This window comes from Cobetia sp. ICG0124, assembly GCF_004006355.1.
In the GTDB taxonomy this organism is placed as follows: domain Bacteria; phylum Pseudomonadota; class Gammaproteobacteria; order Pseudomonadales; family Halomonadaceae; genus Cobetia; species Cobetia marina.
Genome location: NZ_CP024893.1, coordinates 183,576 through 199,202 on the forward strand (window position 1 = coordinate 183,576; position 15,627 = coordinate 199,202).

At 60.5% G+C, this 15,627-nt stretch carries 18 protein-coding genes and 2 pseudogenes; 19 read left to right on the top strand and 1 reads right to left on the bottom strand.

What is annotated here, in order from left to right; genetic code table 11:
• The first annotated feature begins 6 nt into the window (after positions 1 to 6).
• The 19 genes and pseudogenes from fkpB to CU110_RS01000 all read left to right on the top strand — a co-directional run bounded on the left by fkpB (position 7) and on the right by CU110_RS01000 (position 15,301).
• Positions 7 to 450: an FKBP-type peptidyl-prolyl cis-trans isomerase gene (gene fkpB, locus CU110_RS00920; RefSeq protein ID WP_077373432.1), complete on the top strand. Its 444-nt coding sequence runs from the start codon at positions 7 to 9 to the stop codon at positions 448 to 450.
• A gap of 58 nt (positions 451 to 508) precedes the next feature.
• Entirely contained in the window at positions 509 to 1,477 is a 969-nt protein-coding gene (ispH, locus tag CU110_RS00925; protein ID WP_084207759.1) for a 4-hydroxy-3-methylbut-2-enyl diphosphate reductase, read from the top strand.
• A gap of 59 nt (positions 1,478 to 1,536) precedes the next feature.
• Positions 1,537 to 1,592: pseudogene (locus tag CU110_RS17470) on the top strand (prepilin-type N-terminal cleavage/methylation domain-containing protein); the annotation flags it as partial.
• Positions 1,593 to 1,596: 4 nt separating this feature from the next.
• Positions 1,597 to 1,926 (top strand): type IV pilin protein, encoded by a 330-nt coding sequence (locus CU110_RS00930; protein ID WP_276317902.1) that lies wholly within the window; start codon positions 1,597 to 1,599, stop codon positions 1,924 to 1,926.
• Entirely contained in the window at positions 1,892 to 2,386 is a 495-nt protein-coding gene (gene pilV / locus CU110_RS00935) for a type IV pilus modification protein PilV (protein ID WP_127734338.1), read from the top strand. Before CU110_RS00930 ends, pilV begins: the two co-directional genes overlap by 35 nt.
• A 6-nt stretch (positions 2,387 to 2,392) precedes the next feature.
• On the top strand, positions 2,393 to 3,319 hold the full coding sequence (locus CU110_RS00940; RefSeq protein ID WP_127734340.1) for a PilW family protein: 927 nt from the start codon (positions 2,393 to 2,395) through the stop codon (positions 3,317 to 3,319).
• The gene (locus CU110_RS00945) at positions 3,319 to 3,897 is read left to right on the top strand and encodes a hypothetical protein (protein WP_127734342.1); all 579 of its coding nucleotides are present in this window, start codon (positions 3,319 to 3,321) and stop codon (positions 3,895 to 3,897) included. Before CU110_RS00940 ends, CU110_RS00945 begins: the two co-directional genes overlap by 1 nt.
• A 13-nt stretch (positions 3,898 to 3,910) precedes the next feature.
• Positions 3,911 to 5,392, top strand: coding sequence for a hypothetical protein (locus tag CU110_RS15655; RefSeq protein ID WP_164850238.1), 1,482 nt, complete (start codon positions 3,911 to 3,913; stop codon positions 5,390 to 5,392).
• Entirely contained in the window at positions 5,343 to 7,049 is a 1,707-nt protein-coding gene (locus CU110_RS00950) for a PilC/PilY family type IV pilus protein (protein ID WP_164850239.1), read from the top strand. Before CU110_RS15655 ends, CU110_RS00950 begins: the two co-directional genes overlap by 50 nt.
• A 10-nt stretch (positions 7,050 to 7,059) precedes the next feature.
• A complete protein-coding gene (locus CU110_RS00955; RefSeq protein ID WP_127734346.1) occupies positions 7,060 to 7,404 on the top strand; it encodes a hypothetical protein in 345 nt (114 codons plus the stop codon).
• Complete coding sequence (locus tag CU110_RS00960) at positions 7,404 to 7,901, top strand: type IV pilin protein (protein WP_127734348.1); 498 nt, start codon at positions 7,404 to 7,406, stop codon at positions 7,899 to 7,901. The genes CU110_RS00955 and CU110_RS00960 overlap by 1 nt, the downstream gene beginning before the upstream one ends.
• Before the next feature lie 66 nt (positions 7,902 to 7,967).
• Entirely contained in the window at positions 7,968 to 8,513 is a 546-nt protein-coding gene (locus CU110_RS00965) for a GspH/FimT family pseudopilin (protein ID WP_164850393.1), read from the top strand.
• Positions 8,497 to 9,003: a hypothetical protein gene (locus tag CU110_RS00970; protein ID WP_127734350.1), complete on the top strand. Its 507-nt coding sequence runs from the start codon at positions 8,497 to 8,499 to the stop codon at positions 9,001 to 9,003. Before CU110_RS00965 ends, CU110_RS00970 begins: the two co-directional genes overlap by 17 nt.
• A 65-nt stretch (positions 9,004 to 9,068) precedes the next feature.
• Positions 9,069 to 10,004: a hypothetical protein gene (locus CU110_RS00975; RefSeq protein WP_084207765.1), complete on the top strand. Its 936-nt coding sequence runs from the start codon at positions 9,069 to 9,071 to the stop codon at positions 10,002 to 10,004.
• Positions 10,001 to 10,540 (top strand): hypothetical protein, encoded by a 540-nt coding sequence (locus tag CU110_RS00980; protein WP_084207766.1) that lies wholly within the window; start codon positions 10,001 to 10,003, stop codon positions 10,538 to 10,540. The genes CU110_RS00975 and CU110_RS00980 overlap by 4 nt, the downstream gene beginning before the upstream one ends.
• A gap of 13 nt (positions 10,541 to 10,553) precedes the next feature.
• Complete coding sequence (locus CU110_RS00985; protein WP_127734352.1) at positions 10,554 to 11,111, top strand: hypothetical protein; 558 nt, start codon at positions 10,554 to 10,556, stop codon at positions 11,109 to 11,111.
• A 319-nt stretch (positions 11,112 to 11,430) separates the two neighbouring features.
• Positions 11,431 to 13,605, top strand: coding sequence for a PilC/PilY family type IV pilus protein (locus CU110_RS00990; protein ID WP_164850240.1), 2,175 nt, complete (start codon positions 11,431 to 11,433; stop codon positions 13,603 to 13,605).
• Complete coding sequence (locus CU110_RS00995) at positions 13,606 to 14,031, top strand: type IV pilin protein (protein ID WP_127734356.1); 426 nt, start codon at positions 13,606 to 13,608, stop codon at positions 14,029 to 14,031.
• Between the two features lie 133 nt (positions 14,032 to 14,164).
• Positions 14,165 to 15,301, top strand: a pseudogene (locus tag CU110_RS01000) (FAD-dependent oxidoreductase).
• Positions 15,302 to 15,311: 10 nt separating this feature from the next.
• Here CU110_RS01000 and CU110_RS01005 read toward each other — a convergent pair.
• The gene (locus CU110_RS01005; protein ID WP_077373474.1) at positions 15,312 to 15,575 is read right to left on the bottom strand and encodes a PP0621 family protein; all 264 of its coding nucleotides are present in this window, start codon (positions 15,573 to 15,575) and stop codon (positions 15,312 to 15,314) included.
• Positions 15,576 to 15,627 lie beyond the last annotated feature (52 nt).

Here is a 15,627-nt window from a genome sequence, read left to right on the forward strand (position 1 = left end):
GTCAGCATGAGCGAATATCGTATCGCCGAAAACATGGAGGTCAGCCTCCATTTCCGTCTGCGTCTGGAAGACGGCACCGAAGTGGATTCCACCTTCGACAAGACGCCGGCCACCTTCCAGGTAGGCGATGGCAATCTGCCGCCGGGCTTCGAGCGGCCGATCATGGGCATGGCGGCAGGTGAGACCGGCAGCTTCACGGTCACGCCGGAGCATGCCTTCGGTCAGCACAATCCGCAGAATGTCCAGACCGTGGCGCGCAAGAGCTTCGATGACGAGATCGAGGTCGGCATGGTGATGTCCTTCGCCGAGCCGTCAGGCTCGGAGCTGCCGGGCATCATTCGCGAGATCGATGAGCGTGACGTCAAGGTCGACTTCAACCACCCGCTGGCCGGGCGTACCCTGACCTTCGAGGTCGAGGTGCTGTCCGTCTCCCCCGCGACCACGCACTGAGTCTTCTTTTCCAGGGGCGCCTCACACGTGTGCCCCTTGCCATCAAGCGGAGCCTGTCATGCAGATCAAGCTGGCCAACCCGCGCGGTTTCTGCGCCGGAGTGGATCGCGCCATCGATATCGTCAACGGGGCGCTCGACGTGTTCGGGCCGCCGATCTACGTGCGTCACGAGGTGGTGCACAATCGCTTCGTGGTCGACTCCCTCAAGGAGCGCGGCGCCATCTTCGTCGAGGAACTGCACGAAGTGCCGGATGACGTCATCGTCATCTTCTCGGCCCACGGTGTCTCGCGTGCGGTGCAGGAAGAGGCCGAGCGTCGCAACCTCAAGGTCTTCGATGCCACCTGTCCGCTGGTGACCAAGGTGCACATGGAAGTGCTGCGCTATGCGCGCAAGGGCCAGGATTGCGTGCTGATCGGCCATGAGGGTCACCCGGAAGTCGAGGGCACCATGGGTCGCTATGACACCTCCAAGGGTGGCACCATCCACCTGGTGGAGGACGAGTCCGATGTGGCGCGCCTGGAGGTCAAGGACCCGGGTCAGCTGGCCTTCGTCACCCAGACCACACTGTCCATGGATGACACGGCGCGTGTGATCGATGCGCTGCGCGAACGCTTCCCGGCGATTCAAGGGCCGCGCAAGGACGATATCTGCTACGCGACCCAGAATCGTCAGGACGCCGTACGCATGCTGGCGGAAGCCTGCGATGTGGTGCTGGTGGTCGGCAGCCCCAACAGCTCCAACTCCAATCGCCTGCGCGAACTGGCCGAGCGCATGCAGACCCCGGCCTGGTTGATCGATGATGCCGAGCAGATCGAGGCCGCCTGGCTCGAGGGTATCGGCAGTATCGGGATCACGGCAGGCGCAAGTGCGCCCGAAGTGCTGGTGCAGGGCGTGATCGATCGCCTGATGGCACTGGGGGCTTCGGCGCCCGAGGAACTGGAAGGTCAGGAGGAGAATATCGTCTTCTCCATGCCCAAGGAGCTCAAGGAGCGCTTGATCGCCTCGGATCAGATTCGCGAGCTGTAACGCTCTGTAAGTCATTGGTCATCTGAAAGCCGCGACTCTGTCGCGGCTTTTTTCGAGGCTTCACGCTCATCGAAGTCATGATGGTGGTCGCGATCATCGGGATTCTGGCGGCGGTAGCAGTGCCATCCTATCTCGGGTACGTGGAGCGCAGCTGGCGTTCTCATGCTCAGCAGGCGCTGGGCCAGCAGGCCAGGCAGTTGCATGGCTTCTATGGCCACGATTTCTCCGAGGCGCCGGTGCTGGAGGGTGAGTTGCCAGCCGATGGCGTCAGCAGTATCGAGGATGCCGGCGGCAATCTGCGTTACCTGATCTCCTATCGCAGCCTCACGCCGAGCACCTTCGTGTTGCAAGCCACTCCGCAGGGAGCACAGCTCAACGATGACTGCGGCATTCTGTGGATGGATGAGGTCATGAATACCGGCGCGGAAGGAGGGGGGCGGTGTTGGTGATCAGCGTGGCGTCGGTCTGATCGAGGCGCTGGTGGCCGTGCTGCTGCTTGGTGTCTCCTTGCTGGGGCTGGGGCTGCTGCAGGTGCAGACGTTGCAGCATCAGCGCGTCAGTTACAGCAATACGGTGGCACAGCTGCTGTCATTGGACATGGCCGAGCGCATCCGAGCCAATCTCGAAGCCATTGCGCAATACGATGGTGCCGATACGCAGGACCCACCGGACAATGGATGCTCGTCAGACTGCACGCCTGCTCAGTTGGCCAATCAGGATGTGATCGACTGGCGAACGGCCATTCAGGGTTCCACTCTGACCAGCGGTGTCGGCAACGTGACGGTAGACGAGCGCCTGGTCGGCGGTGCCGGTATCGGGGTGCATGACGTCAGTGTCCAGGTGCAATGGAGCGATACGCTCAATGGTGGAATGGATATCCAGGCATATCGCTTCGAGGTGGAGCCATGAACCCGCGTGTCTCTGCATCAGGCGGGGGTTGGCCTGGTCGAACTGATGATCAGTCTGGTGCTGGGGCTTCTCATCACGGCGATGGCGGTGCAGATGTTCTCGACGTCACGCAGTACCGTGAGTACCCAGGAAGCCCTGTCCTATCTTCAGGAGTCGGCGCGTTATGTCTCGTTCCGGCTTCAGCCCCTCATGCGCAATGTGGGCTACGCGGGGTGTGCCAACAGTCGTGATATCACCAATGCCAGTTCAGTGGATGACTCCCACGATCTCACGGCGCCCTTCGGTGGGCAGCAGCGTACCCAGCGTAGCCTCAGCTATTTCAATCTGACGTTCGTCGCCGCCAGCAAGGATGGCGATGAGACCACGCTCATCAGCAGCATGACCTCACTGGGCGGACCACTGAGCGTGCGCAATGGCAGTGAAGCGGCCTTCGTGACCGACGAGTTCGCGCTGGTCAGTGATTGCAACAGCACCGATGTCTTCAAGGTGTCGGGGACGACCCAGGGCAGTATCGAGACCAACGATACCCTGTCGCGTTCCTATGGCAGTTCACAGTCATCGAATGCCTATCTGTATCCGGTGCAGGCCTGGGAGCTCCGGCTGGATGATCAGGCCAATGACAGCTCGGTGCGTGCGCTGTATCTCGATCGCATTGATGCCACCTTTGCGCGCGAAGAGCTGGCCTCTGGCGTCGAGGGCTTCGATGTCAGCTTCAGTCTGGACACCACCGGCAACGGCAGTGTCGATCGGGTCAAGGTGCCTGCCGCCACGGTTCGCAGCGAAGACCGTTGGGATGAGGTGCGTCGCATCGAGATCGCCCTGACACTCGAGAGCCTGCCAGGCGTGGTGCCGGGCGGAGATAACGATGGCCGTCTGACACGCACCTTCAATCTCACGTTCACGCCGCGCAATCTGCAACTGAGGGGCAGCTGATGCATACATCGCCGTCAACATCCGGGCCCTGCGCGGCAACGAGGGGGCCCGCGCATCAGCAAGGCATCGCACTGCTGATCGTGCTGGTCATGCTGGTGGTGATCGGTCTGCTGGCCGTCACCGGCGTGGAGGACAGTCAGTTGCAGACCCGGATGGCCGTCAACAGCCGTAACTTCGAGCAGTCCTATTACAACGCCGAGACCAGCCTCAGCATCGGTGAGCGGGCGTTGCAGGAGGGCCTGGAGAATGGCGCCTGGGAACTGGGCGATTTCGATGACTCGGCTGGGCTGATGCTGGCACTCCCTGAGGATGCGCCGCCGATCAACCCGCTCTCTGAAGCGGATTGGCAGGCCAATGGCATCGATACGCTGGATGATGATAACGGCGCGGTGATCGGGGCGTACGTGATCGAGTATCTGGGCAAGGTCGGGCAGCCCCCACTGAATACCAGCAACGAATTGAATGCGGTCGGTACGCGCCTGGATGCCTTCCGCGTCAGTGCAATGGGCCTGGGAGGCGGCAATGGCGCCTCCTGGACAGTGGTGCAAAGCGAGTTGGAACTGGGCCCTTACTTCTGAGAGGAGCATGAACATGCGTTATCTGCTGAGTGGTGCCCTATGCCTTTTCGCTCTGCCTTGCCTGGCGGCTCCCGGGGAAATCGCTCGTGCGCCAGTGACGGAAGCCACGGGTGTTCAGCCCAATATCCTGTTCATCCTTGATGATTCGGGCAGCATGGCCTGGGAGGATACGCTCAATCAGGGCGTCGAATACTGGGGCTATCAGCCCGCCTCGTCGGTGCTTGGAGACTCCGGGGTCTACATCGATCAGCAGTCCGCCGCACAGAAGACCAACTTCGCCAACTGGTTCACCTATTACCGCGACCGCATGTCCGTTGCCAAGTCGGCCATGGCAGGCGTCATCGATACCAACGAGTCTCGGGTAGGCCTGCGTACCATCCAGGGGCGCAACAACCGCAACGTCGCGGACATGACCGATGCCGATGAACGTGACGACCTGATGGAAGAGCTGTTCACCGCTTATCCCTCCGGCGGGACTCCACTGCGCACGGCCTTGAAGAATGCCGGCGAATACTTCGCCAGTACTGGCAACAATGCGCCCATCCTGAGTGCGGATGAAGGCGGCATGTGTCAGCAGAATTACGCGATCATGATGACTGATGGCTATTGGAATGGCTCAAGTCCCAGTGTCGGCAATGTCGATGGTGGCAGCGGTGATTACATCAGTGCCAGTCACCGTGACAGTTACTCCAATACCTTGGGTGACGTGGCGATGTATTACTATCGCACCGACCTGCGCACTGATCTGATCAATAGCGTTCCCACCGTGCCGGATGTGGATGAAAACCCGTCCCAGCACATGGTCACCTACACTGTCGGCTTCGGGGTGGATGGTTCCCTGACCGAGAATCCATCCGGTATCGATACCTCCTTCACCTGGCCTCAGCCGGTGTCCAATACCAATACCACCATTGATGATCTTCGCCATGCCGCCTGGAATGGACGCGGCGAGTACCTGAGTGCTGCCAACCCCCAGGCCCTGATCGATGCATTGAACAATATCGCCCAGTCAATCGCGGGGCGTGCTGCCAGCACCGGCAGTCTGGATATCAGCAGTGGTAGCCAGACCAGTGATGCCTATGTCATCCAGACGACCTATGACCCGGCCAACTGGGCGGGGGATGTGGTCGCACGCAAGATCGGCAGCGATGGCACCTTGAGCAGCACATCCGAGTGGTCCGTCGCGGAGTGGTTGCGTGACGATGCCGGTCGCAGCAGCAGTCGCAAGGTGATCACCTATAATCCGGGGATTTCGGACGTCGACGAGAAGGCCTTCTTCTTTGATATCGAGGAGGCCGGCTCATTGGAGGCGGAACAGATTCTCGACCTCGTCGGTTTCCTGGACGAGACGCTGTTGACCGATGCCGTGCTGCGTGACGCAGCTGACGGGGCAGATTCTGGATACGAGCGGGACCTTCCTCACGCTCAATGGGACACCGCTTGCCGTGAGAACGTCGGAGCTCGAGAATCTGATCGGCTATCTCAAGGGCGATGATACCTATGAAGGTACCTTGTTCCGTGATCGTGACGACAACTATCTCGGTGATATCGTCCACGCCTCGCCGGCCATCGTCGGCCCGCCTTCCGCCAGCTACCGCAATGACATGGAAGTGTCTTCGTACCGCTCCTTCAAGACCTTGCATGAAGATCGCCAGTCGATGATCTACATCGGTGCCAACGATGGCATGTTGCATGCCATCGACATGGAAAGCGGGGAAGAGAAATTCGCCTACATGCCATATGCCGCTTTCAGCATCGAGGGAGGGCGTGGCATTCGTCAGCTCGCCGACCAGAATTATGTTCACCAGTATTACGTCGATGCCACGCCTGTCGCGCGCGATGTCCACGTACAACTGGGAGAGGAAGACGCTCCCAGCTGGCATTCGGTCCTGGTGGGGGGGCTTGGCGCGGGTGGCAAGGCGGTCTACATGCTGGATATCACGGATCCCGAAGCCTTCGACACGCTGGGGGAGTCCAATGGCACCTCGCCGGCGGATATCGTGCAGTGGGAATTCACCCACGAGGATCTCGGTTACACCTTCAGCGACATTCAGGTTGCTCGACTTGATGATGGCAAGTGGTACGCCATCTTCGGCAATGGCTACAACGCGGATAGTGACGGGCGTGCCAAACTGTTCATCGTGGATCTGGAGGACCCGGAAAACTTCGCGCTGCTGGATTCACAGCAGGGCAGCAATGCCGGGGGGTCCTGCACGTCAGCCAACAGCGACTGCAATGGCCTGTCGAGCCCGGAGCTGGCGGACATCGATGCCGATGGCATTACCGATTGGGTCTACGCGGGTGATCTTCACGGCAATGTCTGGGTGTTCGACATGCGTGATTTCTCGTTGGATGACGTGGGGAGCGGCGAGACGTCGCGCCTCTTCCAGTCATGTGCGGTGGCTCTGAACAGCACGACATCGACCTGTCCGACGGCTTCGCGCCAGCCCATCACCTCGCGAGTGGCCGTGGCACGCAGCGGTGTCTTCAACAGTACCGTCGATACGCCGTACCTGAATGTCTATTGGGGGACGGGGCAACTGTTGACACTGCAGGATGCCATCGACACCTCGACGCAGTCTTTCTATAGCGTATTGCACACGGGCGACACGACGCGTCGTTATCACGGACAGCTGGAAAAGCAGAGCTTCACGAACATCACCGGGGTCAGTGATGCACGTACCGTCACCGGTGTGGGTGTCGATTATGCCAATCAGAACAACAATGGCATCCAGTACGGGTGGTATGTGGAGCTTTCCGATTCCGGGGAGCGTCTGGTGACGATTCCGGCAGTACGTGGCGATCTGATCGTCTTCAATACCACGATCCCGGGCAGCAATGGCCCCTGTACCGGTGGTGCCAGCGGCTGGTTGAATGCCCTCAGCCTGCGCAATGGTCTGCAACCGGTCCGCAGCAACAACAGTGTCCAGCAGGTCTTTGACTACAATGGCGACGGCAAGGTGGATGCCAGCGACAACGTCAACAATCAGGTCGTGCTGTCGATAAAGACGGACGGGGAGCCCACCTCGCCCAAGTTCCTGGGAGATACCCAGTACGTCGGTCAGGGCGGTACCAATCAAGTGGTCGAGATGGCCATGGACTTCGGGATCGATGGACTGGAAGGCCGTAGTGCCTGGTACCAGCTGCGCTAGGAGAGGGAACATGCAGACATCACGATACAAGTGGCAGCGGAGCGGCGGCGCATGGATGCTGGCAGCCTGTGCACTCCTCACGGGGTGGGGCGGGACGGCCATGGCGGCAGATACCCTGATTCAGCTGGACATGGAGCAGACCGTCACAGGCGTGATTGACCAGGTGGAGGGGGACCAGCTGCAGCTCAACGACATGGGATTCGTGATCCTGCCCTCCACGCGCGTCCTCAATCGCAATGGGCGAGAACTTCAGGCATTCCACCTCAATCCGGGGCAGGAGGTCGAGGTACGCTTCGATCCGCGCGGCGAGCCAAGACCGGTGATCGATATCACGCTGCTTCGCAGGGGGCGTTGATGATCAGACGAACTGGCGGTTCTCGATCACAAGGTGGTTTCGGCTTGATGGAGCTGATGATTGCCGTGGCCATCATCGGAATCCTGGCCGCTATCGCCTATCCCAGCTATCAGGATCAGGTGGAGCGCTCACGCCGCACGGATGCCATCACGTCCCTTCTGGCGCTTGCCCAGACCCAGGAGCGCATCATGGCCACCTGCGGAGAATATGCGACCGCCAGTGTGACTACCGCCACGGACTGTGATGATGCTCTGGGGCTCGGCGGAGACGGGATCGGGCTTGGACAGGCGGATACGGCCAGCGAGGAGGGCTTCTATACACTGGCCGTCGCGGGGGACGCCGACAGCTATACGCTGACGGCCACTGCCACGGGCAGTCAGGCCAATGATGAGGACTGCGCCACTTTCACGTTGACGGAGCTGGGTATCAAGGGAGCTGCGGTATTGGCAGATTCAGAAGGCACCGACAGTAGCAATTGCTGGTATGTGGCTGGTTGACGTTACATTGCCCCATTTTACATCGCGAAGGGCACCTTCGCCTGCGTGTTTCTCAGGGATATGACGATGTCAGTTTTTCATGCGCTTCGACGCACACGTCAGCAGGAGGGGCAGCAAGGATTCACGTTGATCGAGCTGATGATCACGTTGGCAGTGCTGGTCATCACGATCACGATCGCCGTCCCCGCCTGGCAGGGAGTGGTCGCGCGCAATGCCGTGACCAGTACCGCCGAGACACTCATTGCCTCGGTCAACTACGCGCGCAGCGAGGCGGTGGCCAGTGGTGGCAGCATCACGCTCTGTCCGCTGAATGCCGCGGGTGATGCCTGCATGAATTCGACCCGCTGGAGCAATGGCTGGGCGGTCGTGCAGGGCACTCAGGCGGATGCACGAGTATCGCTGGGCGATGATCTGTTGCGCCTGTTCGATGCCGCCATCACCGTGCAGGCAGATGTCACCGGCGTGACCTTTGATGACCAGGGCGCGACACCGGACTCCACCTGGCTGTTGATCTGTGACCAGTCGGGTGGTCAGGGCCATCGCCAGCTTGAATTGACCCCCATTGGACGAGTACTGACGGAGACATATGGCAGCGATGACCAGAGTTGCTGAGGTGGGCTCGCATCCCGCGAGAAAGGGGCAACAAGGTACCAGTCTGCTGGAGGCTCTGATCGCCCTGTTGCTGATGGGGCTGACGTTGCTGGGTTTCGGACTCATGCAGATGGAGAGCCTGCAGGCCAACAACGAGAGTTATGCGCGTACCGAAGCTCGCATCTTGTTGATCAGCATGGCGGAGCGTATCCAGGCCAACCCTGACGGCGTGGATGACTACGCTGGCCTCGACACCGAGAGCGCGGGCAATCCCGGCAATTGTCCCTGCAGTGTTGCTGAGCTGGCGGCACGCGATGTAGCGGTGTGGGCGGACCGGCTTGAGGACAGTGGACTGAACGCGCCGGTCGGGGCCATCGCCAGCAGCGGGAGTGATCTTCTGACACTGACCCTCGGCTGGAGCGGTGCCGCGCCGCTGGGTCAGAACGCAGACAGCATGGACGCCGATGCTCAGGCGTTGAGCGAGACCCTACAGATACGAGTGGTGCCCTGATGTCATTGAAAGTCTCTCTCTCGCGGCGAGCCTGCGCGTCGCGCTCGCCCAGGGCGCCTCGCTCGATGCCTTCACGGCGTGCCCAGCAGGGCGTCGGCCTGGTCGAATTGATGTTGGCGCTGGTGCTGGGGTTGTTCATTTCCGCCATGGCGCTGGAGTACTTTCTTGCCTCGCGCTCAACCCTCAACACGACGTCTGCCGTGTCCTACCTGCAGGAGTCTGCGCGCCATGTCACGCGTCGCTTGCAGCCATTGGTGCGCAATGCCGGTTTTTCCGGCTGTGCGTCGGTGAGCAGTGTCAGTGATGGCACCGGCAGCCACGCGCTGTCCGATGCTCCCTTGACGGCCGAGTCCGACACGGTGGCGGGGGTCACCTACGACCGCCTGGCCCTGCAGGTACCCGCACTGGGAGCGCAGCGTGGCTGGCAGCTCGGGTCGAGTGTCGCTCAGGGGGATACGTCGTTGGTACTTGAAGATTACGCCGCCGATACGCTGGAGGCGGATAGCGTCGTGCTGATCAGTGACTGCGAGAGTGGTGATATCGCTCGCCTGGCGGGCGATGGCAGCAATTCACTGGATCTGTCGAGTGCTGTGGAACATGGCTACGGCGGTGCCCAGCAGACCCAGGCATATGTCTACCCGTTGCAGCGTTGGTATCTGCTGCTGTCGCAGACCGATGACGATTCTCCCGTCCGTCTGTGCCTGAACGGAGAAGATGTCGGTGGTGACCCGACCGCAGGCTGTGATGAAGAAGTGGCGCGATACGTCGAAGCGCTGGATCTGTCCTTCGATACGGCCTCGGGCAGTGGCAGTGCGAGTCGTTTCGCAGTAGAGCGCAGCGCGGCGGAAGTGGAAGCCGCAAATGACTGGGGTAGCGTCAGACGTATCCACATCAGCCTGACCCTCAAGACGCCACCGACGATCAACGTCGAGGGTGAGGATGATGGTGAATTGGAACGTACCTTCGACATTACCCTGAGCCCGAGGAATATCGGTCTATGAATCAGATGAACGCCCCCCGGCATCCTCGTCAGCAGGGGATGGCATTGCTGGTCGTGTTGATCATGCTGATCGTGGTCGGCGTGATGGCAGTGACGGGCAATGAGGATACCCAGTTGCAGACCCGCATGCTGATGAATACCCAGTTCTACGACAACGCCTATGCCGAGGCCGAGAGCCTTCAGCAGCAGGCCGAAAGTCGTCTGCTCGAGGGCGAGCTGACGCTGGATGACTTCGGCGAGGATGGTTTCTATGACCTGACGGCGGGAGAAAGTCTGGACTTCGATCCTCTGCAGGCAGACGCCTGGGATGGCGAGGGCATCCTGAGTGGCAATGCGGCTGCCAATGGTAACTATGTCATTGAATATCTTGGGGAAACGACAGAAGGCGTTCTGAATGACGACAACCTGAGCAGCAGCCGGTTGTTGAATGCCTTCCGCATCACGGCCGCCGGTTGGAGTCTTGAGAGCGCGGGAGACCTTGAGAGCAGAAAGCGTGCACTGGCAGTGGTGCAAAGCGAAATCATGATGGCCGATTGAAGGGAATCTATCGATGAAATCGAAGCACTCACCCCGCCGCAGCGGCTTGCGTCGTATTCACCTGCCGGTCTTGCTGTCAGGCGGGCTGCTGGTGGTCACCTTGCCCGTACTGGCAGACAGCGACACGCTACTTCAGTTGCCCACTACCCAGAGCGTCGGGGTCACCCCCAACGTCCTGCTGGTATTGGATGATTCGGGCTCGATGTCATTCGAGGATACCTTCGAGGGTGGTGAATACGAACAGGGTTATAATCTGATTTATAAGAAGGTTAATTATGCCAACTGGTTTACTTACTACAGGAGTCGTTTGAGTGTTGGTAAGGCTGCTGGTTTGGAGCTACTTTCAGGCATTGAGTATCGCACAGGTTTCATTACGATAAATCCTGGTGCTAGTACTTCGAGAAAAGTTGAAGTTGATAATATTTTTGACTCGATTATCCAATACGTAACCAATGTTTTGGGGGCAGTGGTTGAGCTGGTGACGAATAGCGATAGCGGCAACAAACATCTTGAAGAGATCAGAGATGCTATTGTCGAGTCGGAAATAATTCCAAGTAACGCCTCTCCGTGAGGCACTGTATCGTGCTGGAGAATATTATAGCGATAATTATCCATCTCTAGGAGCTACGCCGATACTCTCAGAAGATGAAGGCGGCATGTGTCAGCAGAATTTCACTGTTCTCATAACCGATGGTTTCTGGAATTCCGAGGACTCCTCAGACTCCAATGCGATTGAAAGAGATATTCGTGATGCCAACGGTGATGGTCGCACTTGGCAACAAAGTAATGGCCGATCTGGTGGCGATGCCACCTTGGCGGATGTCGCTTATTATTATGCACATAATGATCTCCTGCCGAAGCTTGGAAGCGGGACCTATGAAAAGCAGGTGATGACGACCTATACGGTGGCGTTCGGGGTCGAGTCGACTAGTAACGACTGGGATGACAAGGATCGCGTTACGGAGAGCAGCTCCAGCACCATCGATGATCTGGAACAGGCCGCCATCGATGGCGGGGGCTCCTACTTCAATGCCTCCAGCCCGACGGATCTCGTCTCGGCGCTGGCGGCGATCGCCTCCGAGATCGTCGCGGTAGGCAACAGTGTCAGCGGCCTATCTACCAATCTGACGACGGCCAGTGTCGAGACGGACAGCCGACTGGTCGAGAGCCGCTATTCCGCCTCGACCTGGACGGGAGATGTAGTGGCCTCCTCGGTACAGGAGGGCAAGGATGTCGAGGATGAAGACCAGCTCTGGAGTGCTGCCACCCAGCTGAGTGAGGCATTGGCAGAGGAGGATGGCCTCGAGACACGTACGGTCTTCACCATGTCCGGGGGGAACGGCGTCGAGTTCACGACTGACAACGCGGGCCGCCTGAGCTCCAGCCAGCGCAACGATCTCGCGCGCATGGAGGTCGGTGGCAACTCTACCGATGACCATGTGAAGGCAGCGATCGAGTGGTTGCGGGGCAGTGATGAATATGAGGGCGATGGTCTGCGCAAACGCACTGGCGTGCAGCTGGGCGACATCATCGGCTCATCGCCAGTCGTCGTGACACGTGAGGACTCGACGACACAGGGCAGTGTCTTCGTCGGGGCCAACGACGGCATGCTGCACGCCTTCGACCTCAATACCGGTAGCGAGCAGTTCGCCTACATTCCGGAGCTGCTCTATAGCGAAGAGGACGACGCAGGGCTGGGCTATCTGACCGACCCGGGCTATCAGCATCGCTATTATGTCGATGGTGAAGTGCGTATCGCCAGTCTGGATGGCGAGGAGTGGCTGGTATCCGGTCTGGCGGGCGGTGGACGCGGCCTGTTCGTGCTAAATGTCACCAAGGCCGTGGCGGGTGAAGACTTCGATGAAGATGATGTAGTGCGCTGGGAATTCGGCTCAAGCGACGATGATGACATGGGGCATGTCTTCGGCAGTGCGCATATCGTATCACTGAACAATGGTGACAGTGCGGTGCTGGTCGGCAATGGCCTGGAAACCGCCGATGAGAACGCCGCGCCGACGTTGTTCGCGCTGGAGCTCGATGGAGTCAATGCCGGTGGCGTGATCGCCAAGTTGTCCCCCAGTGGGGTGACCGGCGGCCTGGCCAATCTGCAGGTTGCTGATATCGACAGCAATGGCACCGTCGATTTTGCCTATGGAGGGGATCTTCAGGGGCGGTTGTGGAAGTTCGATCTCAGTGATGATGACAGCAGCAAGTGGAGTGTCACGCGGCTGTTCACGGCCTGTGCTACCAGCCTGACTGGCGGGGAGTGCCAGACGGATGCGCTGCAACCGATCACGGTCAAACCGACGCTGAGTCGCTACTCCGGAGGCACGCAGACCATGTCTTCGCCCAATCTGCTGGTGTCCTTCGGAACAGGGCAGGACATGTACGCTGATGCCGAGGACGAGGCCTGGGTCACCCAGAGCCTCTACACCGTGCTGGATGCCGGTGGCAGTCACACCAGCTTGATGCGCAGCAACCTCGAGGAGCGGACTTTCGTCAGTGGCAGCTACACCAACGGGGAGCTGACTGGACGGACTCTCGGTGGCGACAGCTTCAGCTATTACCCCAGCCAGCTGGAAGATCAGGACAGCGATCGCTTCGGCTGGTATCTGGATCTGGATGCCTCCGAGCAGGAAGAGCTGGTCGAGCCGGCCAACCTGCTCTCCAACCTGGTGGTCTTCTCTACCAGCACCTCCAGCACGGGGACCAACTTCTGTGAAAGCACCGGGGGCGGCTGGCTGGTCGCGCTGGATACCGAGACAGGGTTGCCGACCTACGACGACAGCGAAGGCAGCTATGTGACCATCTTCGATTTCAATCAGGATGAAGCCTTCAGCGCCGATGATCTGGTCGGCACCATCATCGACAACACCGTCGCCGTCGGCAATGTGGTCGTCAGCGTGAAACTGAGCGGTACGCCGACGTCCAGCGTCAGTGTCGGCAATACGGTCTATGTGGGTAGCAGCTCATTGGGAACGGTAGAAGGCACCGTCTCATCCTACGACCTGAACGTGTCCAGCTCGACGGATACCGGTCGTGTTTCCTGGTATCAACTGCGCTGACTGTCTCACCGCAGGTACGCCCGCGGTTTCACGTTGACGGAAATCATGATCGTGGTCGTCATCGTCGGCATCCTCGCGGCGATCGCCTACCCGAGCTATCAGGATCAGGTAATCCGCTCACGTCGTGCCGATGGGCAGGCGGCACTGATGTCATTGGCACAGGCTCAGGAGCGCTACATGGCGCGTTGCGGTGGCTACGCGACCAGCATCGCCGGTGACAGCGATTGTGACGAGGAGGGACTGGGGCGCGCCACCGAGTCGCCGGAAGGCTATTACGCCCTGAGCTTGGAGGATGGCGCCACGACGACCCGCTTCACGCTGATCGCGACTGCGGTGGCGCCTCAGAGCGCCGATAGCGATTGCCCTGCGCTGACCCTCACCAATACCGGCATCCGCGACACGACCGGCGATGGCGATTGCTGGTAGCAGTGGCGAGAGCGGCCTCGCTCGGTGCGATGCTGGATTGCGCGCGGCTCGCTTGCACCGCCTTGCGGGCGGCGTATTCTGGAAGCCTTTCCCGGTCTTGAGGCAGGAGCGAACAGGCGTGAATGACTTTGTGGTGGTAGGCGGTGGCGTGATCGGCATGCTGACTGCGCTGGCAACTGGCGGATGGCGGTGCCAGACGGTCACGCTGGTCGAGCGGGGCCAGTGTGGGCGCGAGGCATCCTGGGCGGGCGGCGGTATCGTCTCGCCGTTGTATCCGTGGCGTTACTAGTGCGCCGATCTCGACGCCTGTCTGCCTGGTCGGAAGGTTTCTACCCCACGCTGGCCGAGGCGCCTGATCGAGACCACCGGCATCGACCCCGAATATCGCCAGCAGGGTCTGCTGTACCTGAATGTCGAGGATGCCGAGCAGGCACTGAGCTGGTCCGAGGAATACACCAAGCCGCTGACGCGCGTGGAGGCTGACTTTCTTTACGACAAGGCACCGGCCGTCGCGCCCGGTTGCGAATCGGCGCTGTGGATGCCGACGCTGGGCAGCATCCGCAATCCGCGCCTGGGCAAGTCACTGCGCGCCGCTCTCGATGCCCACCCGCGCGTACGTCTGCTCGAGAATGTCGCGGTGCAGGGCATTCTGCTGCAGGACGACACCGCCATCGGCGTGCAGACCGCCAATTCAGTGCTGTCCGCCGGACAGGTCGTGGTCTGTGGGGGCGCCTGGAGTCGCGAGATATTGAGTGAGGCGGGGCTGGCGCTGCCGGTGCGGCCGGTACGCGGCCAGATGGTGCTGTTCAAGGCACCCAAGGGGCTGGTGGAGCGCGTGGTACTCAAGAATGGACGCTACGTGATTCCACGTGCCGATGGGCGCATCGTGGCGGGTTCCACGCTGGAGGAGGTCGGCTTCGACAAGGCGACCACCCTTGAGGCGCGTGAGTCGCTGATCAAGAGCGCCTGCGAGATCATCCCGGCGCTGGCCGAGTGTGAGGTCGAGCATCACTGGGCGGGGCTGCGCCCGGGCTCACCGACCGGCACGCCGTTCATCGGTGCCGTGCCCGAACGCCGCCATCTGCACGTCAATGCCGGTCACTATCGCAATGGCCTGGTACTGGCGCCGGCCTCGACCCGCCTGCTGGCGGACCAGTTGCTGGGGCGTACGCCTATCATCGACCCCACCCCCTACCAGCCCGAGACCTTGCTGGGCGAGATCGCCACGCTGGAAGCCTCGTCCCAGCCAGACGCGACGCGCTGGGCCTGAGGACAGTGCGTTACTTGCGTGGGCCCTCGTCGAGGAAATGCTGCTGGTGCTCCTGACAGCAGAAGTGCAGCGCTTCATGGCGGATGGCGTCATTTTCCGGCAGATGCAGATCGCAGTAGGCGCAGCGCACCATGTTCTGGGCCTCGCGCTCGGCAGGCTGGCCGTCATCGTGGTTGTCCTGGCTCAGCTTCCATTGGCGATACATGCGATAGAGGCGCAGGCCTGCCCAGAACAGGACGACGAATACCAGCAGACGGATGATCAACAGGCTCATTCCTATATGACTCCCAGATGAGGCGGCGCGCGTGGCTTTTTGCCAGCGGCGC